Origin of the sequence: Pseudomonas sp. BP11-1-1 (assembly GCF_052112105.1) — a bacterium.
GTDB lineage: Bacteria > Pseudomonadota > Gammaproteobacteria > Pseudomonadales > Pseudomonadaceae > Aquipseudomonas > Aquipseudomonas alvandae.
This window is the reverse complement of the sequence record NZ_JAUTYU010000008.1, coordinates 89,340-110,985: the sequence shown is the minus strand read 5'-3', so window position 1 is coordinate 110,985 and position 21,646 is coordinate 89,340. Positions and strand designations below refer to the sequence as shown.

The following is a 21,646-nucleotide window of genomic DNA, read 5'->3' as shown; positions in this document are numbered from 1 at the left end:
TGATCTTGTCGTCAAAAATTGACGCCCCTGGGGGCGCTAGGAAACTGACAGTTGGATGACGGCTTGAACCGACCGGTCACATTTAAGCATTGTCAGACGAAAACGCCTAAGTTAACAAATCCTCGAGACGGCCGTGCAAGCGTTCCGGCAGGTTTTCCTGCACTTCGATCACCGCCCGGTTGATAGCGCTTTGAAAGCCCTGCACGCCCGCCGAACCATGGCTCTTGATAACGATACCTTGCAGCCCGAGGAAACTCGCACCGTTGTGCCGCGCCGGCGCCAGGTCTGCCTGCAGCCGTCGCATCAATGGCAGCGCCAGGGCACCCACCACCCGCGAAGCCAGGCTTTGCTTGAACAGTGTCTCGATGCGCTGGCCAATCATGGTCGCCAGCCCCTCGCTGGACTTGAGCAGGATATTGCCAACGAAACCATCACAGACCACCACATCGGCCTCGCCGCGATAGAGACCATCGCCTTCGACGAACCCGATGTAATGGATGCCCCGCGCATTTTGCAACAAGGTCGCCGCCAGCTTGACCTGCTGGTTTCCCTTGATGTCTTCGGTGCCAATGTTCAGCAGCGCAACGCGAGGTCGCGCAATGCCGAGTGTCTGCGCGGCAACCGAGCCCATCACGGCAAATTGCAGAAGGTGCTCGGCGCTGCAATCGACGTTGGCGCCCAAATCGAGCAGTTGGCAGAACCCGCGCTGGGTCGGGATCGCCGCGACCATTGCCGGACGATCGATCCCCGGCAACGTCTTCAGGACATAGCGCGACAGCGCCATCAGCGCCCCGGTATTACCCGCACTGACACAGGCCTGGACCTTGCCGTCGCGCAGCAACTCAAGGGCTACCCGCATCGACGCGTCAGGCTTGCCGCGTAGGGCCTGTGCCGGCTTTTCGTCCATGGTGATGACTTCGGACGCTGGCGCAATTGTCAGGCGCGCAAGATCGACAGCCGACTGGCCGTTGAGCAGTTCTTCAAGGAGAGAGGGTTGACCGACGAGGGTCAGGTGCAGCGAGGGCGTAGCATTCAGGCAAGCAAGGCTGGCCTGAACAATGCTGCGGGGACCGAAGTCCCCGCCCATTGCGTCAATCGCGATGACTTGAGCGGACAAGTGATTACTCGTCGGCGCCCTTGTCGATCACTTTACGGCCACGGTATACGCCTTCTGGCGATACGTGGTGACGCAGGTGAACTTCACCAGTGGTTTTTTCTACAGACAGGGTGCTAGCCTCGAGAGCGTCGTGCGAACGGCGCATGTCACGGGCGGAGCGGGATTTTTTGTTCTGCTGAACAGCCATAATTGATTAACTCCTAAACGTTTGGGTCACGCTTTAACTGCGCCAATACACTGAACGGGTTGGACCGCGTTACCTCGTCCTCGCTCGGTTCGGGCTCATCTGCTCCCGCCGGCTGCTGGCATTCTTCCGGATGATGAGCAGGCACAATGGGCAAGGCGAGCAGAAGCTCCTCCTCGATCAGTGACTGCAGATCCAATGGATCTTCGCCCAGTTCCAGCACGTCATAACCTTTCGGCAACGACTGGGTATTCGCACCCTCCTTCACCACGGCGTAACTGCATTCGCTGTGGATCGGCAGGGTGACCAGCTCAAGACAACGCTGGCAAACCATTTTGACTTCAGTGTCGATAAAGCTGTGGATCACCACAGATTTACGTTCATCTCGTTCAAAAACGAATTTGGCCTGGACCGTCCCGACATCGTCGGAAAGCGGGTCGCAGAGTCTCTTCAAATCGGCCAGCAGCAGTTCACCTTGAAGGGTGGTGCCACGGTCAGCCAATTTGCGCGGGTCAACGTGAGGTGGAATCGGGTCATTCAACATAGGCGCAGCATTATAGGGATGCACCGGGCCATGTCAAAGGAAATTCAGCCCTGTCCGTCACTTGCGCGCCTGGCTAGAATCCTCCCCTGCCCATCGGAGAGAGCCATGCTGCCTTTATTATTAGCCTCAAGCTCGGTTTATCGCCGGGAACTGCTCGCCCGCCTGGGGCTGCCATTCGTCTGCAGCTCGCCAGACATCGACGAAAGCCGCCACCCCGACGAATCCGCGGTCGAGCTGGTAAAGCGCCTGGCCCGGGAAAAGGCCTTGGCATTGACCGACAGACACCCAGCGCACCTGATCATCGGCTCGGACCAGGTCGCCGTGCTCGGCGAGCGCATCCTGGGCAAGCCCCACACATTCGAAAATGCCCGCGAGCAGCTAATGGCCGCCAGTGGCGCCAGGGTGACGTTCCTGACCAGCCTGGCGCTGTTTAACAGCCAGACAGGCCGATGCCAGGTCGACTGCGTTCCGTTCACCGTGAATATGCGAACCCTGGATCCGGCCCGCGTGGAGCGCTACCTGCGCGCCGAACAGCCGTACGACTGCGCCGGCAGCTTCAAGGCCGAGGGCCTCGGTGTGAGCCTGTTCCAGAGCACTGAAGGCCCGGACGCCACGAGCCTGATTGGCCTGCCGCTGATTCGTCTTGTGGATATGTTGCTGGCTGAGGGCGTGCAGGTTCCCTGAACCGCCTCCGTGGCGAGGGAGCTTGCCCCCTCGCCACAGGGACCGCATCACCCTTCAGGTGCGCAGCCTTTCAAAAATCAGCGCAACGCCGGCCCCTGGAAGCCCATCCACATCGCCAGGTGCTCGGCGATGCTAGCCCCCAGCTTCTTCGAGAAGCGATCAAACGGCGATTCTTCGATGGTGAAATCCACCAGATCCTTCTGGCCGATCACATCCCGCGCCACAGAGCTGGCACTGCCCAAGCCATCGATCAGGCCCAGGGGCAAGGCCTGCTCGCCAGACCAGACCAGTCCGGAAAACAGCTCCGGGTGCTCCTTGTCCTTCAGACGGTCGCCCCGCCCTTTCTTGACGCTGGCAATGAACTGCTTGTGGGTGGTGTCCAGCACGCCTTGCCAGAATGCGGTTTCCTCAGGCTTCTGCGGCTGGAACGGGTCAAGAAACGACTTGTGCTCGCCGGAGGTATAGACCCGACGCTCCACACCAAGCTTTTCCATGGTCCCGACAAACCCGTATCCGGCCGCCGTCACGCCAATGGAGCCGACCAAACTGGCCTTGTCGGCATAGATCTGGTCCGCCGCACTGGCAATGTAATAAGCGCCTGATGCGCCGAGATCGGCGATCACCGCGTAGACCTTGATGTCCGGGTGCAAGCCGCGCAATCGGACAATCTCGTCGTAGACATAACCGGACTGCACCGGACTGCCACCAGGACTGTTGATGCGCAGCACCACGCCCTTGACCTTTGGATCCTCGAACGCCGCCCGCAGGCTGCCGACGATATTGTCCGCGCTCGCAGGCTCCTTATCGGCAATCATGCCTTCGATGTCGATCAACGCAGTGTAAGCCGAGCCGCTCACGGCGCTTTTTTCGATGCTCATCAGCGGTGTAAACAGCATGAGCGCGCCGAACAGATACACGAAAGTCAGCAATTTGAAGAAAATACCCCAGCGGCGTGAACGACGCTGCTCCTGCACACTGGCCAGCAGGGTCTTTTCCAGCAGTTTCCAGCTTTTATCGTCACCGCTTTCGGCATTCGCCTTGGCCGGGGCCTTCCATTCGTCCGTCATGCATGCCACTCCATCAAAACTTAATCGGTACGCCGGCTCAACCAGGCGTGCAATTCAGGAAAGCGGTCAATCGCCAGGCACGGTTCGAAGGTCTTCAACGCCTCGATCGTCTGCGCGCCGTAGCTGACAGCCACCGAACCCATGCCTGCATTGCGGGCCATCTGCAGGTCGAACGATGAGTCGCCGACCATCAGCGCCTGCCCAGGCGATACATCGCAATGGGCGAGAATCTGCTCAAGCATCAGCGGGTGTGGCTTGCTCGCGGTTTCATCCGCCGCACGGGTGATATCGAAATAATCTTCCCAGCCATGGGCCTTCAATACCCGATCCAGCCCACGCCGGGCCTTGCCGGTTGCGACTGCCAGGTGATACCCCTCTTCGCGCAAGGCATCGAGCGTTTCCACCACGCCGTCAAACAGCGGCGACGGCTCGGCTTCCAAGGCGATGTAGTGGTCGGCGTAATGCTGGCGAAAAACGATCAGCTCACCCTCCTCGATTTCCGGGTACAGGCTGCGAATCGCCTCCGGCAAGCCGAGACCGATGATGCCCTTTACCGCCAGATCATCGCACCGGGCAAACCCCGTACGATCCGACGCCACGTGCATCGCGTCCACGATCCGACCGATGGAGTTCGCCAGAGTGCCATCCCAATCGAATATCAGCAGCTTGTAGTCAGGATGCACTCAACCGCTCCACGGTCTTGGCCCACATGTCATCCACGGGAGCCTGCAATTTCAGCTCGCCGCCATCGGGCAGTGGCACGGTCAACATGTAGGCATGCAGAAACAGGCGCTTGCCACCCAGGTCGCGGATTTCCTTGGTGAAATCATCATCGCCGTATTTGCTGTCGCCGGCGATGCAGTGTCCGGCATGCAGCGTGTGGACGCGGATCTGGTGGGTACGCCCGGTGACCGGCTTGGCCTCGACCATGGTGGCAAAGTCGCCGAAACGCCGAAGCACCTTGAACACGGTCAGCGCCTCCTTGCCTTCCTCGTTGACCTCCACCATGCGCTCGCCTGAACGCAGGTTGCTCTTGAGCAACGGTGCGCGGACTTGCTTGATGGAGGTATCCCAACGCCCACGCACCAGCGCCATGTAGCGCTTGTCGACACCATCGCCGCGCAATTGCTCGTGCAAGTGGCGCAGCATGCTGCGCTTCTTGGCAATCATCAGCAGACCGGAAGTATCGCGATCGAGGCGATGGACCAGCTCCAACTCCTTGGCGTCCGGACGCAACTGACGAAAGGCTTCGATCACGCCGAAATTCAGGCCGCTGCCGCCGTGGACCGCGATGCCCGCAGGCTTGTTGACCACGATCAGCGCTTTGTCTTCGTAGACGATGGAGGCTTCCAGGCGTTGCAGCAGGCCTTGGGCCAAAGGCACCGGCTCATCACGCTCAGGCACGCGAACCGGCGGTACGCGCACGACATCGCCGGCCTGCAGCTTGTATTCGGGCTTGATCCGACCTTTGTTCACCCGCACTTCGCCTTTGCGCAAGATGCGGTAAATCAAGGTCTTGGGCACGCCTTTGAGCCGGGCCAGCAGGAAATTATCGATTCGTTGGCCGGCATATTCCGGCGAGACCTCGAGCAGTTGAACGCCAGGGGTCGAAGGGGCAGTAGTCGTCATGGCGGCGATCATAACAATTTTTTATGGAATTGAAGCACTTAATCATTGCTGCTATAGTCGCGAACGCCGCCAAAAGTGGCTGGACAGCGGACTAGCGGTCAAAAACCGGCCCTGACCAACGCAATTCACGAGGACGAGAGGCCGTCCTACGGGGTTCTTGCTACGTAACGGCAGAGTTTGCAGGTGTAACGAGCGCAGGTGACATGAGGCCTGAAATACGCCGCAAAGCAGAGTTCTGACTCGCCTTGCGCGCCACATTCACGGCCAGTTCACAAAGTGCAGTCACCCGGAAACGACCCCGAGCGAGAGCTTCGGAAACAACGCCTAAATTAGCCATGATGCGTGACCTCCCCTTTCGGAGCTCACGGTAAATGCCAACCCGCTGCGGATTCTGCGCGCGGCAGCACCCGAATTATCAGGGATACGTGTAGGGTGGAGATGTACAACCGTCGGACTGTGTAGCACTAGGCTTATATTTAGACGCTTCATCTCGTCCACAGGCGCCGGTTGATTCCTCCTCCTGACTGAGTGCTTGAGTACCAGCAAGCAGGACGCGTCCGTCGCGACTTCACCGCCATTTGGGTCGAACTCGCTGGACACTGGAATGGCACTGCCATCTCCAGGACGCACCTGACACCGACCGTGAGAAGTCGTGTGTGCCGAACGCCGTTTCCGGCAGCCCGGAAACCGACGGTACTACATGAAAAGAATGCTGATTAACGCAACTCAACCCGAAGAGTTGCGTGTTGCACTGGTAGACGGCCAGCGCCTCTACGACCTGGATATCGAATCCGGTGCACGCGAGCAGAAGAAGGCCAACATCTATAAAGGCCGGATTACTCGCATCGAACCAAGCCTTGAGGCTGCCTTTGTCGATTTCGGCTCCGAGCGCCACGGCTTCCTGCCCCTCAAAGAAATCTCCCGCGAATACTTCAAGAAGGCCCCAGAAGGCCGCGTCAACATCAAGGACGTCCTGAGCGAAGGCCAGGAAGTCATTGTCCAGGTCGAAAAAGAAGAACGTGGCAACAAGGGCGCCGCCCTGACCACCTTCATCAGCCTCGCCGGCCGCTACCTGGTCCTGATGCCGAACAACCCGCGTGCCGGCGGCATTTCCCGCCGCATCGAAGGCGAAGAGCGCAACGAACTGCGTGAAGCCCTCAATGGCCTGGTCGCACCTGCCGACATGGGCCTGATCGTTCGCACTGCCGGCCTGGGCCGCAGCAGCGAAGAAATGCAGTGGGACCTCGACTACCTGCTGCAACTGTGGACCGCCATCAAAGAAGCCTCGCTGGATCGTTCCGCGCCGTTCCTGATCTACCAGGAAAGCAACGTGATCATCCGCGCCATCCGCGATTACCTGCGCCAGGACATCGGCGAAGTGCTGATCGACAGCGTCGAAGCCCAGGACGAAGCCCTGACCTTCATCCGCCAGGTGATGCCGCAGTACGCCAGCAAGATCAAGCTCTACGAAGACAGCGTCCCGCTGTTCAACCGTTTCCAGATCGAAAGCCAGATCGAGACCGCATTCCAGCGCGTCGTCGAACTGCCGTCCGGCGGTTCCATCGTCATCGATCCGACCGAGGCCCTGGTGTCCATCGACATCAACTCGGCGCGCGCCACCAAAGGCAGCGACATCGAAGAAACCGCCCTGCAGACCAACCTTGAAGCCGCCGAAGAAATCGCCCGTCAGTTGCGCCTGCGTGACATCGGCGGCCTGATCGTCATCGACTTCATCGACATGACCCCGGCCAAGAACCAGCGCGCCGTGGAAGAAAAGGTCCGTGAATGCCTGGAAGCCGACCGCGCCCGCGTACAGGTCGGTCGCATCTCGCGCTTCGGCCTGCTGGAAATGTCCCGTCAACGCCTGCGTCCATCCCTGGGCGAAAGCAGCGGCATCGTTTGCCCGCGTTGCAACGGCACCGGCATCATCCGTGACGTCGAATCGCTGTCCCTGGCGATCCTGCGCCTGATCGAAGAAGAAGCCCTGAAAGACCGCACCGCCGAAGTCCGCGCCCAAGTGCCGATCCCGGTGGCCGCGTTCCTGCTCAACGAAAAACGCAACTCGATCACCAAGATCGAACTGCGCACCCGTGCCCGCATCGTCATCCTGCCGAACGATCACCTCGAGACGCCGCACTTCGAAGTGCAGCGCCTGCGCGATGACAGCCCGGAAGCCCACACCAACCAGTCCAGCTACGAAATCGCTGCTGCCGCTGCCGAAGTGGAAGACGTCCAGCCAGCTGCCGCCACTCGCACCCTGGTTCGCCAGGAAGCAGCGGTCAAGACCGCTCCGGCCCGCGCCAACGCACCGGTTCCGACCGAAGTGGCCGCTCCGGTTGCCACTCCGGCCGCAGCACCAGAGCCAAGCCTGTTCAAAGGCCTGGTGAAGTCCCTGGTCAGCCTGTTCGCCACCAAGGAAGAACCTGCCGCCCCGGCCGTCGTCGCCAAGCCGGCCGCCACCGAGCGCCCTGCCCGCAACGAAGAACGCCGCAACGGTCGCCAGCAGACCCGCAACCGCAACGGTCGTCGCGACGAAGAGCGCAAGCCCCGCGAAGAACGTGCACCGCGTGAAGAGCGCGCGCCACGCGAGCCGCGTGAAGAACGCCAGCCTCGCGAAGTCCGTGAGGAAGTGCCAGCCGTAGCCCGCGAAGAACGCGCACCGCGTCCGCCGCGTGAAGAGCGTCAGCCTCGCGCACCGCGTGAAGATCGCAAGCCGCGTGGCGAGCGTGAAGAACGTGTTCGCGAACTGCGCGAGCCACTGGATGCCGCCCCGGCCGCTGCTGCCGCCACCGCTGAAGAGCGTCCGGCCCGCCAGCCTCGTGAAGAACGCGCACCGCGTCCGCCACGTGAGGAGCGCCAGCCACGCGCCGAGCAAGCCGCCGCCGCTGCCAGCGAAGAAGAAGTGCTGAACGCCGAAGAGCAGTTGCAGGAAGACGGCCAGGACACCGTCGAAGGCGATCGTCCACGTCGCCGCTCCCGCGGCCAGCGTCGTCGCAGCAACCGTCGTGAGCGTCAGCGCGATGCCAACGGCAACGTGATCGAAGGTTCGGAAGAATCCGAGTCCACCGAGAACGCCGAAGCGCCAAGCGCTGCTGACCTGGCTGCCGGCCTGGCCGTCACTGCGGCCGTTGCCAGCAGTGCGATCAGCGCTCCGGCCGAAGCCCAGGCAAACGAGCAGGCTGAACGCGCCACCGCTGCGGTGGAAAACGCGCCAGTTGAAGCGCCTGTCGTCGAATCCACTGCCCCGGTAGAAGTCACCGCTTCGCCAGAAGTGGAACTCGCGCCGGTACGTGAAGCCCAGCCTGAAGCTGAAGTCGCCGCCGAGCCTGCGCCCGTTGTTGAAGCGCCCATCGTCGCTGCCGAACCGGTTGTCGAAGCACCGGCCGAGGAAAAGGCGCCAGAGCCTGCCCGCGAGGAGCAGACTGCGTTCAACTGGACCGCAGAGCCCGCCGCACCGGCACCTGTTGTCGAGCCTGAGCCAACGCCAGAGCCCGTGCAAGCGGTCGAGCCAGAAGTGGTCGAACCTGCTCCAGTGATCGAAGCACCGGTGGCTGTCGAAGCGCCTGCCCCCGCGCATGAGCCTGCCCCTGCCAGTGCCCTGACCGCGAATGGCCGCGCACCGAACGATCCACGTGAAGTGCGTCGCCGCAAGCGTGAAGCCGAGCGCCTGCAAAAGGAAGCTGAACAAGCCGCCGCTGCCGCCGCTCAAGCGCCTGCTGCCGAACCGGCTCCGGTCGTGGAAGAAGTCACCGAGGCAGCCCCTGCCCCGGTCGCTGAAACCCCAGCCGAACCAACCCCGGCGCTCGACGAACCCCAGCACACCGCTGAAGAAGTCGAAGTCGCGCCACGTCACACTGAAGCCTTGGAAAAAGAGCACGAGCCTAAACCTCACGCCTGATTCCATCGCCCAGTAAAAAGCCCCGCCTGGTGATGCCAGGCGGGGCTTTTTTATGCCTTCAGACTTATCCACAGGGACCTGATGCCCATCGAAGATCGTTGTGGGAGCGAGCTTGCTCGCGAAGGCGGTGGGTCAGCTTGCATCAATAATGAATGTCAGACCGCTTTCGCGAGCAAGCCCGCTCCCACACAGGGTTCTGTGTCATCTGTTATTTAAAGACCAAGGCCTCTGGCACATCGACATCCCAGGTCACGCCAGGATCATCCACCGGCACTTCAAGCACCTGCGCCCCGGCAAACAACACCTTGGCACCACGATCCCCGGTCAGCGCCATCAGTTTCGGCCCAAACTCCCGACCAAATCCCACCGGATGCCCGTACTCGCCAGCCAGGACTGGCACGCTGATGCCATCCTCACGTATTCCTGCAACGACCTGCTCGATGCTCGACGGCAGGATAAAAGGCATATCGCCCAAGATCATCAGCCACCCATCAAGGTCCGGGCAGGCCTGGACGCCCGCGGCAATGCTGTCGCCCAACCCGGGCGAGTCCAGTTCCACGAAGTCGCACCCGTAAGCCTGGGCCATGCGAATGGCTTGCGGCCGCCCCTTGCCTGTCACCAGCACACGCTTTTCCAACGAGGCCGGCAGGTTGACCAGTACATGCTCGATCACCGATCTGACGGCGCCATCTCGGCCCGCACAATCGGCCAGCAACTTATCCTTTTCCGCACCGGCCACCTGACGGAAACGGCTGCCCGATCCCGCCGCCAGGATAATCACGCCTATCGACTTTCCCATTCGCCCTCCTCGCCCACGGCCTACAGCGATTTTTTCTGCCGCAGTTCCACGCCATTCTTGACGGCCACGATTTCCGCCAGCAGCGACAAGGCGATTTCCGCCGGGGTGTGGCTGCCGATGTGCAAGCCGATCGGTCCATGCAGGCGTCCAATCGCCTCCGCAGACAAGCCTAGCTGAGCCAGATTGTCCCGGCGCTTCTGGCTGTTGACCCGCGACCCCAGGGCACCCACATAAAAAGCCTTGGAGTCCAGGGCCGTGAGCAGCGCCATGTCGTCCAGGCGTGGATCATGGGTCAGGGCCACGATGGCCGTGCGCTCGTCGGTCTGGATACTCAGCACCGCTTCGTCGGGCATACCCGAGACAAAGCGGCCATGTTGCTCTTCCCAACCGTAGACGAACTCCTTGCGCGGGTCACAGATCAACACCTCGAAATCCAGCAAGCGAGCCATTTCCGCCACGTAGCGAGACAGTTGCCCGGCGCCGATCAGCAACAGCCGCCATCGCGGCCCATAAATGGCGCGCAGCACCTGCCCATCGAACACCAGGGCGTCGGTTTTGCTCGCCGGAACCAGAGTCACGCGACCACTGGCCACCGTCAGCTCACGGGCGACGATCTCATGGGCCTCGCAACGCTCCAGCAACTCGGCAACCCAGTGTGGATCGCCCACCCGCTCCTCCGTCAGGCGCAAGGTGCCGCCACACGGCAGGCCAAAGCGCGCCGCCTCCTCGCGGGTGACGCCGTAGGTAATGAGTTGCACTGGCGGCCCCTCCGCCGGAATCCGACCGTCGTGCAACCGGGCGATCAAGTCATCCTCGACACAGCCGCCCGACACCGAACCAATCACCATGCCATCCTCGCGCAGGGCCAACATGGCCCCCGGAGGTCTTGGCGCGGTGCCCCAGGTCTGAACCACGGTAAACAACACCACTCGCTGCCCGGCGCGGCGCCATTCCAGCACACTGCGCAATACGTTCAGGTCAACGCTGTCCATCAGGCTTTGGCCTGCTGCCAGCCTTGCAGCTGATAACGCACGGGCAGATCGCGGATACGCTTGCCGGTGGCGGCGAAGATGGCGTTGCACAGGGCTGGCGCAATCGGCGGCACGCCCGGCTCGCCAACGCCGCCCAACGGCACCTCGCCCGGCGGAGTGACCAGATGCACCGCCACTTCCTTCGGAGCCAGGGACATGCGCGCGACTTCGTACATGTGGAAATTGTCCTGTTGGACCTTGCCGTCCTTGAAACTGATCTCGCCGATCATCGCGTTACCCAGGCCCATGACGCAGGCGCCTTCGAACTGCGAACGGATGCGTTCAGGGTTGATCTGCGGGCCGCAGTCCACGGCAATATCAGCCTTGTGCACGATCACCGTGCCGTCGTCCTTGACCTCGACTTCGATCGCCGCCGCGACATACGTGACGAAGCTGTAATGCACCGCCAGCCCCAGCCCGCGGCCCTTGGGCAACTCTCGCCCCCAACCGGCAGCCTTCGCGGCGGTTTCCAGCACGGTGCGGATCCGCGCCGTATCGATGGGATAGCGCTCGGGAGATTCACCGTAGTTCCAACTGTCATTGAGGCTGTTCGGATCGATCTTGCGGTCCGGGCCGAGCAGCTTCAGGTGATATTTCAGCGGATCCTGGCCGGCCTTGTGGGCCAGTTCGTCAATGAAGCTCTGGATCGCGAACCCATGGGGAATGTTCGACACCGAGCGGTACCAGCCAACCCGCGTGTGGGCCACCGCTTCAGGGTTTTCCAGGCGCATGTTGGGAATGGCGTAGGCCATGTTGGTCACGCCCATCCCCACTTCGAACGGCGCTTCATGGGTCATCCCCGGCGCGAACAGCGCGGTGATGGTCGGGGCCACGGTGCGGTGCAGCCAACCGGAGGGCAACCCGTCCTGGTTCAGGCTGGCCTTCAGGTATTCGGCCGAGACGGTGTGGAAGTACGAATGATGAATGTCGTCCTCACGGGTCCACTGCACCCGTACTGCCTGGCCGGGGAACTCCTTGGCCAGCACGGCCGCTTCGACGACGAAGTCGGGCTTTGACTTGCGCCCGAAACCGCCACCCAACAACGTGATGTTGACCGTGACCTTCTCGAAAGGAATGCCCAGGCGTTCCGCCACGCGCTCACGGGTAACCTGGGGTGCCTGGCTCGGCGCCCAGGCTTCGCATTGACCGTCCTTGAACCGGGCGACAGCGACCATGGGTTCCATGGGCGACTGGGACAGGTGCGGCAGGTAGTACGAAGCCTCCAACGTCGAGTCGGCCTTGGCCAATGCGTCGTCGAGGTCGCCGGTGCTGCGCAGGACTTTTCCCGGCTGGCGGGTGGCCGCTTCCAGTTCCTTGCGGTAGGCAATGGAGTCATAACCGGCATTCGGGCCATCGTCCCACTGGATCTTCAGTGCTTCGCGCCCCTTGATCGCCGCCCAGGTATTCTTCGCCACCACGGCGACGCCGCCCAGGGGCTGGAATTCGGAGGGCAACGGACGCCCCTCGATCTGCAGCACCTTGACCACGCCCGGTACTTTCAGCGCTGCACTGCTATCGACGGACTTGACCTTGCCGCCATAGACCGGCGGACGCGCCACGACGGCGTAGAGCATGCCATCAAAATGCACGTCGGCGCCGAACACCGCGCGACCGTTGACGATGTCCGCACCATCGATGGCGCGGCTCGCTTCCTTGCCGATATAGCGAAACTCCGACGGCTGCTTGAGACGCAGGCTGTCACGCCCCGGCACCGGCAAGGCACTGGCGGCGGCGGCCAACTCGCCATAACCCAATTCTCGACCTGAAGGCTGGTGCACCACTTTATGTAGCTGCGCGTGGCATTCGCCCACCGGCACCTTCCACTGGGCAGCGGCGGCCAGTTCGAGCATGGTCCGGGCGGCGGCACCGCAGCGACGCATCGGCTCGTACCAGTGACGCATGCTGCGTGAACCGTCAGTGTCCTGGTTGCCGAAACGCGCCTCGTCCGCCGGTGCTTGCCGAACCTTGACGAGCGCCCAGTCGGCATCCAGTTCGTCGGCCACCACCATGCTCAGACTGGTGCGCACACCCTGGCCCATTTCCGAACGGTTGCAGATCACCGTCACGCTGCCGTCGGCGGCAATGCTTACGTAAATATTAGGGTCATCGACCGCGCCATGGGGCATCCCCTCGGCGCCGTATTTCTTCTCTTCGGCGAAGGCATCCGGCAACCCCCAGGTGGCCGCCAACACCAGCACGCCGGTAGCGCTGGCGCCCTTGAGGAAACCCCGACGACTGAGGTTGCTCAGCACGAAATCATTGGGCAGACGGCTCATGCCTTGGCCTCCTTCAGGTGGGTGGAAGCCTGGCGGATCGCGGTCTTGATCCGGTTATACGTGCCGCAGCGGCAAATGTTGCCAGCCATGGCCTCTTCGATCTGCTCGTCGCTGGGGTTGGGGTTGGTCTTGAGCAACGCCGTGGCGGACATTATTTGCCCGCCCTGGCAGTAACCGCACTGGGCCACCGCGGTATCCAACCAGGCCTTCTGGACCACTTGCCCGACCGGGTCGACGTGAAGTGCGTCGATGGTGCTGATCTCCTGGCCTTTCACCGAGCCAATCGGCGTGATGCAACTGCGCGCCGGGGCGCCGTCGATATGAATGGTGCACGCGCCGCACAAGCCCATGCCGCAGCCGAACTTGGTGCCGTTGTAGCCGGCCACGTCTCGGATCGCCCACAGCAGCGGCATGTCCTCGGTCACATCCAGTGAGTGGTCTTTTCCATTGAGTTTCAGGGTAATCATGGGCACGCCCGCATCGTTATCGAGTTATGTGGGTCGAGCCATCTGCCGTTGGGTTATCGGTTCGGTATCGCAGACTGGCTCAGGCTAAATCGGGCTCTCTTGTGCACACGCAAGCAAGCGTCTGCACCGGGCCTTGTGGATACGAATGCTCGCATCGTCAGCCAATTAAATTAACTCAGGATCAAGCAAAACGCCCTGCACAATCCTGCACGAATCACGTTGTGCAGGTCATGCAGGGCGTTTTTCTTCTCGCGGTTGCGAGGTGCCTGTCAGTACCGATTAGGCTCCATCTCAAGATCAACCTGAAACCGCTCCGCGATGTCCTTCTGGATCCGCCGAGCCAGGTCCAGCAACTCCAGCCCCGTGGCATCGCCGTAATTGACCAGCACCAGCGCCTGCAACTTATGCACCCCGGCGTCGCCTTCACGAAAACCTTTCCAGCCGGCCCGTTCGATCAACCAGCCGGCGGCGATTTTCATTTGGCCGCCAGGCTGTGGATAAGCCACCAGGTCGGGGTACTGCTCCTTGAGATGCGCCACATGAGCGGCTGGCACCAACGGATTTTTGAAGAAGCTGCCGGCGTTGCCCAGCACGGCTGGGTCTGGGAGTTTTTCGCTGCGGATGCTGCAGATAGCCCGGCTGACGTCCGTGGGCGTTGCCTGGTCGATGCCTTGTTCGGTCAACCGCTGGCGCACCGGGCCGTACTCCAGATGCAAATGAGCGACACGACTGAGGGCGAAACGCACCCGCAGGATCAACCAGCGATCGGCCTGCTGCTTGAACAGGCTGTCGCGGTAGGCAAAAGCACATTCATCGAGGGTGAAATCGCGCAGCTCGCCGGTGTAGCGATCCAGCGCGGTGAGGCCCGCGAAGACGTCCTTTATCTCAACGCCGTAGGCTCCGATGTTCTGCATCGGCGCCGCACCCACCGTACCGGGAATCAGGCTGAGGTTTTCCAGGCCCGCCCAACCTTGGGCCAGCGTGTGCTGGACAAATGGATGCCACGGCTCCCCTGCTTCGGCCTCGACCACCACGCGCTCACCGTCATCGCTGAGCAGGCGGATTCCCTGGCTGGCCATGCGCAGCACAAAGGCGTCGATGTCACCGGTCAACAACAGGTTGCTGCCGCCGCCAATGACCAGCAACGGTACGTCGTGACCCGCGGCGTAAGCCAGGGCCTCGCGAACATCCGTATCGCTATGGGCTTCGGCGAACAGCCGGGCTTTTACGTCGACGCCAAAGCTGTTGAACGGCTTGAGGCTGACGTCCGCCTGGACTTGCAAGCTCATAGCCGCCCCTTCAATTCGATCACCAGACGATCCGTGGCGCGCTCGATCAGGTCCAGCACCTGCTCGAAACCTTGCTCACCGTCGTAGTACGGGTCTGGTACGTCGTCGAGTTCGGCCTCGTAACGACGCAGGAACAGATCCAGTTCCGCGCGGGCATTGGCCGGTTGCAGGGCCTTGAGATTGCGCAGGTTGCTGCTGTCCATCGCCAGGATCAGGTCGTAGGCAGCGAAATCGGCCCGCGTCACCTGCCGGGCACGTTGGGCCGACAAGTCGTAGCCGCGACGCAGGGCCGCGGCCATGCTGCGTTTGTCCGGCGCCTTGCCGACGTGCCAGTCGCCAGTACCGGCGGAAGCGACTTCCACCTGCCCCTCCAGCCCGGTCTCGCGCAACTTGTGGCGCAAGATGCCTTCGGCAGTGGGCGACCGGCAGATGTTGCCCAGACAGACGAACAAAACCCGCATCAAGCCTCCAACAGGCGACGGATGCGCTCAAGGTCTTCAATGGTATCGACACCGGTGGGCGGGGCGATCAGCGCATCGGCAACATGGATTCGCACGCCGTGCCACAAGGCACGCAGTTGTTCCAGGGATTCGGTGTTTTCCAGCCAGCACGGGCCCCATGCCACGAAGTCCTGGAGGAAACCGGCGCGGTAGGCATAGATGCCGATGTGACGACGGTACGGCACGCCTTCGGGCAACACGTCCGGGTTCTTGGCAAATGCCTCCCGGGCCCATGGCAAGGTCGCCCGACTGAAGGTCAGCGCCAGGCCATTGAGGTCGCTGACGACCTTGACCACGCTGGGATTGAACAGGGTCTGCACGTCCTCGATCGGCTCGGCCAGGGTAGCCATCTGCGCTTCGGGGTGAGCCGCCAGGTTGGCCGCGACCTGATCGATCACGCTGGGCGGAATCATCGGCTCGTCACCTTGCACGTTCACCACGATGGCGTCGGGCGAGAGACCGAGCTTGCCGGCCACCTCCGCCAGGCGATCAGTGCCGGAATTATGATCCTCACGGGTCATCACCACCTCGGCGCCGAAGCCCTTGCAGGCTTCCTCGATGCGCGCGTCATCAGTCGCGACCACGACGCGTTGGGCGCTGCTCTTGCTGGCCTGCTCCCAGACATGCTGGATCATCGGCTTGCCGGCGATCAACAGCAGCGGCTTGCCAGGCAAACGCGTCGAGGCAAAGCGCGACGGAATAACAACGGTAAAGGCAGTGGTCATTTATCCAGGCGCTCGTCAGTGGTCAGAGTGCGAGCTTCGCTCTCGAGCATCACCGGGATGCCATCGCGAATCGGATAGGCCAATCCGGCGCCCTTGCTGATCAGCTCGGTCTTGTCGGCGCTGAGCTTGAGCGGGCCTTTGCAGACCGGGCAAGCCAGGATATCGAGCAGTTTGGTGTCCATGTAATTCCCCTGGATAAAACGTGTTAAGGCAAGAGTCGATCCGGCAACAGGCGCATCAGCTGCGTATCGAACCAGTCCGCGAAGGCCGGCGACGGAGCTGCGTCCACCGCCAGGTACCACCAGTCGGGCGCGGCGAAGGCGCGGCATTTGACTGCGTCCTTTTCCGTCATGACCACCGGCAGGGACGGCGTGAAGCTCAAGGCCTGGGCGCTGTATTCGGCATGGTCGGCAAACCCGTGCGGTATGGGCCGCCAGTGTAGCGTTTCGAGGGTCTTGAAGAAACGCTGGGGATTGCCGATACCGGCCACGGCGTGCAGGGCCTGGCCCGCTGGAAAATGGTCGATGGGGCGCCGTTCACCGCTGGCCAGGTTGACCAGCGCGGTGGGCCGCAATTCGAAGGCAAAGCCGTCGTCGCGATCAGCGGCAGCGCCGTTGAACAGCACGGCGTCGACCGATTGCAGGCGCTCGACCGGCTCGCGCAACGGGCCGGCGGGCAGGCACCGCCGGTTGCCCAGGCCACGGGCATTGTCGATCAATACCAACTCGAGATCGCGGGCCAGCCGATAATGCTGCATGCCGTCGTCGGACAGGATCAGGTCCAGCGGCTCGGCCTCCAGCAAAGCCTGGACAGCCCGGCTGCGATCGGGATCGATCATCAATGGCACACCGGTGCGCTGGACAATCAGCAGCGGCTCGTCGCCCGCGACATCGGCGCCTTGGCTGGCCTCGACTCGCCAAGGCAATTGCGGCGGCTTGGCACCATAGCCCCGACTGACCACGCCGACCCGCAGGCCACTGCGCTGGCAATGCTCGATCATCCACAGGATCAACGGCGTCTTGCCAGTGCCACCTACCGTGATATTGCCGACCACGACCAGCGGCACGGGCGGCTGGTAGATCTCACCCTCGCCCGCCAGGAAACGCTCGCGCTTGCCGACCACGACGCGGCGGTACAGCCACTCCAGCGGTCGCAGCAGCGCCAGGGCGGGATGCCCTTCATACCAGGCGGCAAGCAATCGATCGGACATGGCCATCAAGGTGCAGGCGCCGCCTCGACCGTCGTCATGCGCAGATGGCTGAAGCCGAGCTTGCCGGCTGCGTCCATGGCAGTGATGACCGATTGATGGGGCGTCTTGCCGTCGGCGCTGATGGACAGCGGCAGGCTGGTGTCTCCGCCGGATTCCTTCTGCAAGGCCTCGATCAGGCTGGCGAGGTCACTTTTGGGCAGCAAATGGTTGTTCACCGAGAACGTCCCTTCGGCGCTGATCGTGACTTCGAGATTCTTCAATTGCTGGTCTTCAGCCGGCGAACCACTGACGGCCTCCGGCAATTCGACCTTGAGCTGGGTTTCCCGGGTGAACGTGGTCGTCACGACGAAAAACAGCAAGAGGATGAATACCACGTCGATCAGCGACGCGAGATTGATCTCGATGTTTTCCCGTGGTTTGCGGCGGAATTTCACTTCTTGCCCCCGGCCAGGTCCACATCACGGTCGCCCTGGACCACCTCGACCAGCTTGATGGCTTCCTGCTCCATGCCGACCACCAACTCGTCGACGCGGCGCTGCAGGAAACGATGGAAAAACACCGAGGGGATCCCCACCATCAAACCGGCGGCGGTGGTGATCAAGGCCTTGGAAATACCGCCCGCCAGCACCGACGCATTGGTGGTCATGCCGGTACCGGTAAAGGCGCTGAAAATATCGATCATGCCCAGCACCGTGCCCAACAAACCCAGCAACGGGGCCATGGCGGCGATGGTGCCCAATGCATTGAGGTAGCGCTCCAGTTCATGGATGACCCGGGCCGCCGCCTCTTCGATGCATTCCTTCATGATCTCGCGACCATGCTTGGAGTTGGCCAGGCCTGCGGCAAGGATTTCTCCCAGCGGCGAACTGGCCCGCAGTTCCTTGAGCTTGTCCTTGTTCAGTTGCTTGTCCTTGATCCAGACCCAGACCTGCCCGAGCAAATGCTCCGGGGTTACGCGACTGGCCCGCAGGGTCCACAGGCGTTCGGCAACGATACCCAGTGCCGCGATGGAACTCAGAATGATCGGCAACATCATCCAGCCGCCGGATTTGACCAATTCCCACACAGTGACAGCCCCCTCGAAAAAGTGCGCCACTTTATCATACAGACTCGCCGTGCAGGCCCGCCCAGCCAACAACGCAACCCACAACACTGAGGCAGGTCAATGCCGGGGCGACGGCCCAGCGGACGGCGGCTCGCGCCAGTAGCGGCGATTCCCAGCCTCGGTGTGCGCGGGTTCGAATGCACCCAGTTGCAGACGAATGGCGCCCTGCTCGGCGCTGTCGTGGATTGCCATGCCCAATTTCCTATAGCGTTGCATGACCCAGGGATGCGGGTGGCCGAATGCGTTGTTTCGCCCTCGGGAAATCAATACCGAATGCGGCTTGAGACGCGCCAGCAGCGCCATCGACGACGAACTGCGACTGCCATGATGCGGCGCGGCCAGCCAATGAATCGGCGCCCCCAGCGGGCCATCGAGCATGGCTCGCTCGGCGTGGGCATCGATATCCCCGGTTAACAGCAAGCGCTCGCCGTCGGCTTCGATCAACAAGACGCAGGACTTCTGGTTGCTTTCGACCGCTGACGCCCAGCGCCACAGCTCGAACCGGACCCCATCCCATTCCCAGCTCTCGCCGCTGTCGCACGGCGCCGCCAGCAGATCGGCGGGCAGCGCATCAGGATCGCCGCTGATGACCCGAGTCGTCGCCAACCCATTGCGCACCGCTTGTGCTCCGCCGGCATGATCAGCGTCGGCATGGCTGAGCAGCATCAGGTCCAACCGTCCCACACCAAGCTTGCGCAAGGTCGGAACCACCACGCGCTCGCCTGCATCGGCCTCGCCAAAGCGTGGCCCCGCGTCATAAAGCAACGCATGCCGATGGGTACGCACCAGGACTGCCAGCCCCTGGCCGACGTCAAAATGCCAGATTTCGGCGCGTCCGTGGGGCACCTGTTCCCGAGGAGGAAACACGATCAGCATCAACATCGGCCAACCCAGGACACGCAGTGGCAGGCCCTTGGGCAGCAACAACAGCACAGCGCCGAGCGCCGCGATACACAGCGCCCACAACGGGACAGCGGGAGGCATCCAGGCCGCCATTCGCCCTGCAACCAGTTCGAGGCCTTTGAACAGCAGATCGAGCAACCCACCGGCGACCCACAACAGGTTTTCCCCGACGCCCGGAACCGGCAGCAACGCCGTGCCAAGCAGTGCCGCCGGTAATACCAGCAAACTGATCCAGGGCACCGCCACCAGGTTGACCAACGGACCGCTCAGGCTGACCGGCAAGCCAAGGATCAATAACAACGGGCATAGGCCGAGCGCAATCAGCCACTGGGCTCGGGTCCAGGTCTGCCACCAGCGCCAAGGGCCCAGGCGACCGCCGAAGGTGAACATCAATATCGCGACGGCGGCAAACGACAACCAGAACCCGGGGCGCAGGCTCGCCAGCGGATCGAACATCAACACGCCGATGAAGGCCAGCAGCCAGGCCCACCAAGGTTCGGCTTGGCGGTAACGCCAGCGCCACAGCAACACCAGACCGATCATCGTGCAGGCCCGCCGCACCGGCACTTCAAATCCGGCGAGCAAGCCGTAGCCCACAGCGGCGACGAAAGCCAAGGCGCAGGCCCAGGGCAACCACGGCAGACGCGCCGGCCAAACGCCATAACGCGCCGCGCCAGCCACCAGCAGATACACCAAGCCGGCAAACAGGCCGATGTGCTGGCCGGAAATCACCAGCAGATGGACCGTGCCGGTGTCTTGCAGTACTTGCCAATCTTCGCGGCTCAATCCAGCCCCGTCGCCAAGCACCAGCGCCATCAGCGCACCGGAACGCCCTTGGACATCGACCTTTGCCAACGCCTGGCGCACCCCATCGCGCCAAGCGCCCTGCGTCGGCTGCACCCGCAAACCCTCCTTGACGGTGCCGGTCGCGCCGATGCCACGGCTCAGCAGCCACGATTCGTAGTCGAAACCATGGGGGTTGAGCAACCCGACGGGCCGCTTGAGCTTCACTGCCAGGCGCCACTTTTCACCGCTCCTGACCGGCGGCCCGCCATACCAGGCCAGACGCATCAACGCAGGCAAGCGCGTGCGTCGGGAGTGGGCATCGGCAAGCTCGAAACGCACCATGCCCTCACCGTATTGCGGCAAACCGACGACGTTTCCCTCGACCCAGCGGGTTTCACCGTCCAGGGCAGCGGGCAACCGGTCATCCAGCGCAAGCTGCGCCCCAACGCAGGCCCAGGCCAATCCGAGAAGAAAAAAACTGGCCGGGCAGGTGCGAAACGGCAGCATGACCATCGCTGTTATCGCCATCGCCACGATCAGCCACGGTGGCGGCAACGCCGGTAAGAAAATCGGGACCAGCAACCCGAGTGCGAGCGCGATCATCACTGTGCGCATAAGCCCATCCTTGAGAGTTCCCTCTAAGGCTTAGCCGGTCTGCGGCACCGCGAACGTTATCAATTGTCACAAAGTCTGAATCTGCCGGCCGTAGAATCCGGACATACTTGCGGCCTGACTGCTTTGACCCGACCGAGAAGCCTTATGCCCCGGCGCCTATTCAAACGCTACATGCCTGACCCTGCGAGCATTCGGGAACACAAATCCTTACGCTTTCTTGGCACCCTGCTGCACGACCCCAACCTCTGGCACCTCAATCGCCATTCAGTGGCGCGGGCAATGGCTGTCGGATTGTTTGCCGCTTTTTTACCCATTCCTTTGCAGATGTTGCTGGCCGCCGCACTGTCCATCATGGTTCGCGGCAACATCCCGATTGCCGTGAGCCTGGTCTGGCTGACCAACCCCATCACCATGCCTGCGGTATTTTTCTGTACCTATCAAACCGGCGCCTGGCTGATGGACGTGCCCGCCCGTACGCTGCCGGACGAATTGACCTGGGAGTGGATTACCAATCAACTGTCAACGTTGTGGCAGCCGTTTTTGCTGGGTTCGGTGGTGACTGGGTTGGTGCTTGGGGCTTTGGCCTACTTCGTGACCATGAGTTACTGGCGCTGGTGGGTGGCGCGGCAGTGGCGGCGGCGCAAAAAAAGCCGTAAGTGAGATGCATAAAGGCCTCCTGGGAATGGAGGCCTTTTTTGTGGTGTTCTGATGGGCCTCTTCGCGAGCAAGCCCGCTCCCACATTCGATATTCAGTGAACGCCAGATCAGCGTTCGACATAGATCAGTGTGGGAGCGGGCTTGCTCGCGAAGAAGGCGA

The 21,646-nt window shown here is 62.2% G+C and carries 21 protein-coding genes; 3 read left to right on the top strand and 18 right to left on the bottom strand.

Features of this window, described 5'->3' with window-relative positions:
- Positions 1-106: 106 nt before the first annotated feature.
- From plsX to Q7C33_RS17380, 3 genes are read right to left on the bottom strand one after another with little or no spacing between them, the layout of a single operon-like run.
- On the bottom strand, positions 107-1,117 hold the full coding sequence (gene plsX / locus Q7C33_RS17390) for a phosphate acyltransferase PlsX (RefSeq protein ID WP_258650020.1): 1,011 nt from the start codon (positions 1,115-1,117) through the stop codon (positions 107-109).
- A 4-nt stretch (positions 1,118-1,121) separates the two neighbouring features.
- Positions 1,122-1,304, bottom strand: coding sequence for a 50S ribosomal protein L32 (gene rpmF, locus Q7C33_RS17385; protein ID WP_003179396.1), 183 nt, complete (start codon positions 1,302-1,304; stop codon positions 1,122-1,124).
- A gap of 13 nt (positions 1,305-1,317) precedes the next feature.
- Positions 1,318-1,845: a YceD family protein gene (locus Q7C33_RS17380; protein WP_003204262.1), complete on the bottom strand. Its 528-nt coding sequence runs from the start codon at positions 1,843-1,845 to the stop codon at positions 1,318-1,320.
- 105 nt (positions 1,846-1,950) lie between these two features.
- Here Q7C33_RS17380 and Q7C33_RS17375 point away from each other — a divergent pair, with 105 nt between their 5' ends.
- Positions 1,951-2,529 (top strand): Maf family protein, encoded by a 579-nt coding sequence (locus tag Q7C33_RS17375; protein ID WP_323155164.1) that lies wholly within the window; start codon positions 1,951-1,953, stop codon positions 2,527-2,529.
- A gap of 77 nt (positions 2,530-2,606) precedes the next feature.
- On the opposite strand, the gene Q7C33_RS17370 is transcribed toward Q7C33_RS17375, so the two are convergent.
- The 3 genes from Q7C33_RS17370 to rluC are packed head-to-tail and all read right to left on the bottom strand — an operon-like array spanning position 2,607 to position 5,225.
- Entirely contained in the window at positions 2,607-3,596 is a 990-nt protein-coding gene (locus Q7C33_RS17370) for a S49 family peptidase (protein ID WP_198798208.1), read from the bottom strand.
- A 20-nt stretch (positions 3,597-3,616) separates the two neighbouring features.
- The gene (locus Q7C33_RS17365; RefSeq protein WP_030137702.1) at positions 3,617-4,279 is read right to left on the bottom strand and encodes an HAD-IA family hydrolase; all 663 of its coding nucleotides are present in this window, start codon (positions 4,277-4,279) and stop codon (positions 3,617-3,619) included.
- A complete protein-coding gene (rluC, locus tag Q7C33_RS17360; protein ID WP_030137701.1) occupies positions 4,269-5,225 on the bottom strand; it encodes a 23S rRNA pseudouridine(955/2504/2580) synthase RluC in 957 nt (318 codons plus the stop codon). Before rluC ends, Q7C33_RS17365 begins: the two co-directional genes overlap by 11 nt.
- Positions 5,226-5,925: 700 nt before the next feature.
- Between rluC and rne the strand changes: the two genes are divergently transcribed.
- On the top strand, positions 5,926-9,123 hold the full coding sequence (rne, locus tag Q7C33_RS17355; RefSeq protein WP_407683844.1) for a ribonuclease E: 3,198 nt from the start codon (positions 5,926-5,928) through the stop codon (positions 9,121-9,123).
- A gap of 208 nt (positions 9,124-9,331) precedes the next feature.
- On the opposite strand, the gene Q7C33_RS17350 is transcribed toward rne, so the two are convergent.
- From Q7C33_RS17350 to Q7C33_RS17295, 12 genes are all read right to left on the bottom strand, one after another.
- Positions 9,332-9,922 (bottom strand): nucleotidyltransferase family protein, encoded by a 591-nt coding sequence (locus Q7C33_RS17350; protein WP_407683843.1) that lies wholly within the window; start codon positions 9,920-9,922, stop codon positions 9,332-9,334.
- Between the two features lie 20 nt (positions 9,923-9,942).
- Positions 9,943-10,914, bottom strand: coding sequence for an XdhC family protein (locus tag Q7C33_RS17345; RefSeq protein ID WP_407683842.1), 972 nt, complete (start codon positions 10,912-10,914; stop codon positions 9,943-9,945).
- Positions 10,914-13,229 carry a xanthine dehydrogenase family protein molybdopterin-binding subunit gene (locus tag Q7C33_RS17340; protein WP_407683841.1) on the bottom strand — a complete coding sequence of 772 codons (2,316 nt, stop codon included), beginning with the start codon at positions 13,227-13,229 and terminating at the stop codon, positions 10,914-10,916. The genes Q7C33_RS17345 and Q7C33_RS17340 overlap by 1 nt, the downstream gene beginning before the upstream one ends.
- Entirely contained in the window at positions 13,226-13,696 is a 471-nt protein-coding gene (locus Q7C33_RS17335) for a (2Fe-2S)-binding protein (protein ID WP_030137696.1), read from the bottom strand. Before Q7C33_RS17335 ends, Q7C33_RS17340 begins: the two co-directional genes overlap by 4 nt.
- A 269-nt stretch (positions 13,697-13,965) precedes the next feature.
- Positions 13,966-14,985, bottom strand: a complete 1,020-nt coding sequence (murB, locus tag Q7C33_RS17330; protein ID WP_030137695.1) for a UDP-N-acetylmuramate dehydrogenase — start codon at positions 14,983-14,985, stop codon at positions 13,966-13,968.
- Positions 14,982-15,446, bottom strand: a complete 465-nt coding sequence (locus tag Q7C33_RS17325; protein WP_030137694.1) for a low molecular weight protein-tyrosine-phosphatase — start codon at positions 15,444-15,446, stop codon at positions 14,982-14,984. The genes murB and Q7C33_RS17325 overlap by 4 nt, the downstream gene beginning before the upstream one ends.
- Positions 15,446-16,210: a 3-deoxy-manno-octulosonate cytidylyltransferase gene (gene kdsB / locus Q7C33_RS17320; RefSeq protein ID WP_030137693.1), complete on the bottom strand. Its 765-nt coding sequence runs from the start codon at positions 16,208-16,210 to the stop codon at positions 15,446-15,448. Before kdsB ends, Q7C33_RS17325 begins: the two co-directional genes overlap by 1 nt.
- Entirely contained in the window at positions 16,207-16,392 is a 186-nt protein-coding gene (locus Q7C33_RS17315) for a Trm112 family protein (RefSeq protein ID WP_003179363.1), read from the bottom strand. The genes kdsB and Q7C33_RS17315 overlap by 4 nt, the downstream gene beginning before the upstream one ends.
- 23 nt (positions 16,393-16,415) lie before the next feature.
- Positions 16,416-17,426, bottom strand: a complete 1,011-nt coding sequence (gene lpxK, locus Q7C33_RS17310) for a tetraacyldisaccharide 4'-kinase (protein WP_030137692.1) — start codon at positions 17,424-17,426, stop codon at positions 16,416-16,418.
- A complete protein-coding gene (locus Q7C33_RS17305; RefSeq protein WP_249875658.1) occupies positions 17,426-17,854 on the bottom strand; it encodes an ExbD/TolR family protein in 429 nt (142 codons plus the stop codon). Before Q7C33_RS17305 ends, lpxK begins: the two co-directional genes overlap by 1 nt.
- Positions 17,851-18,486, bottom strand: a complete 636-nt coding sequence (locus Q7C33_RS17300) for a MotA/TolQ/ExbB proton channel family protein (protein WP_030137690.1) — start codon at positions 18,484-18,486, stop codon at positions 17,851-17,853. The genes Q7C33_RS17305 and Q7C33_RS17300 overlap by 4 nt, the downstream gene beginning before the upstream one ends.
- Before the next feature lie 96 nt (positions 18,487-18,582).
- A complete protein-coding gene (locus tag Q7C33_RS17295; RefSeq protein ID WP_407683840.1) occupies positions 18,583-20,829 on the bottom strand; it encodes a DNA internalization-related competence protein ComEC/Rec2 in 2,247 nt (748 codons plus the stop codon).
- Positions 20,830-20,973: 144 nt separating this feature from the next.
- Here Q7C33_RS17295 and Q7C33_RS17290 point away from each other — a divergent pair, with 144 nt between their 5' ends.
- Positions 20,974-21,489 carry a DUF2062 domain-containing protein gene (locus Q7C33_RS17290; RefSeq protein ID WP_030137688.1) on the top strand — a complete coding sequence of 172 codons (516 nt, stop codon included), beginning with the start codon at positions 20,974-20,976 and terminating at the stop codon, positions 21,487-21,489.
- The last annotated feature ends 157 nt before the right edge of the window (positions 21,490-21,646 follow it).

Coding starts and splice junctions, on each gene's coding strand:
- rne (WP_407683844.1), top strand. CDS start 5,926: ATGAAAAGAATGCTGATTAACGCAACTCAACCCGAAGAGTTGCGTGTT.
- kdsB (WP_030137693.1), bottom strand. CDS start 16,210: ATGACCACTGCCTTTACCGTTGTTATTCCGTCGCGCTTTGCCTCGACG.
- Q7C33_RS17315 (WP_003179363.1), bottom strand. CDS start 16,392: ATGGACACCAAACTGCTCGATATCCTGGCTTGCCCGGTCTGCAAAGGC.
- Q7C33_RS17380 (WP_003204262.1), bottom strand. CDS start 1,845: ATGTTGAATGACCCGATTCCACCTCACGTTGACCCGCGCAAATTGGCT.
- Q7C33_RS17340 (WP_407683841.1), bottom strand. CDS start 13,229: ATGAGCCGTCTGCCCAATGATTTCGTGCTGAGCAACCTCAGTCGTCGG.
- Q7C33_RS17345 (WP_407683842.1), bottom strand. CDS start 10,914: ATGGACAGCGTTGACCTGAACGTATTGCGCAGTGTGCTGGAATGGCGC.
- lpxK (WP_030137692.1), bottom strand. CDS start 17,426: ATGGCCATGTCCGATCGATTGCTTGCCGCCTGGTATGAAGGGCATCCC.
- Q7C33_RS17325 (WP_030137694.1), bottom strand. CDS start 15,446: ATGCGGGTTTTGTTCGTCTGTCTGGGCAACATCTGCCGGTCGCCCACT.
- Q7C33_RS17375 (WP_323155164.1), top strand. CDS start 1,951: ATGCTGCCTTTATTATTAGCCTCAAGCTCGGTTTATCGCCGGGAACTG.
- rluC (WP_030137701.1), bottom strand. CDS start 5,225: ATGACGACTACTGCCCCTTCGACCCCTGGCGTTCAACTGCTCGAGGTC.
- Q7C33_RS17370 (WP_198798208.1), bottom strand. CDS start 3,596: ATGACGGACGAATGGAAGGCCCCGGCCAAGGCGAATGCCGAAAGCGGT.
- murB (WP_030137695.1), bottom strand. CDS start 14,985: ATGAGCTTGCAAGTCCAGGCGGACGTCAGCCTCAAGCCGTTCAACAGC.
- Q7C33_RS17295 (WP_407683840.1), bottom strand. CDS start 20,829: ATGCGCACAGTGATGATCGCGCTCGCACTCGGGTTGCTGGTCCCGATT.
- Q7C33_RS17335 (WP_030137696.1), bottom strand. CDS start 13,696: ATGATTACCCTGAAACTCAATGGAAAAGACCACTCACTGGATGTGACC.
- Q7C33_RS17290 (WP_030137688.1), top strand. CDS start 20,974: ATGCCCCGGCGCCTATTCAAACGCTACATGCCTGACCCTGCGAGCATT.
- Q7C33_RS17350 (WP_407683843.1), bottom strand. CDS start 9,922: ATGGGAAAGTCGATAGGCGTGATTATCCTGGCGGCGGGATCGGGCAGC.
- rpmF (WP_003179396.1), bottom strand. CDS start 1,304: ATGGCTGTTCAGCAGAACAAAAAATCCCGCTCCGCCCGTGACATGCGC.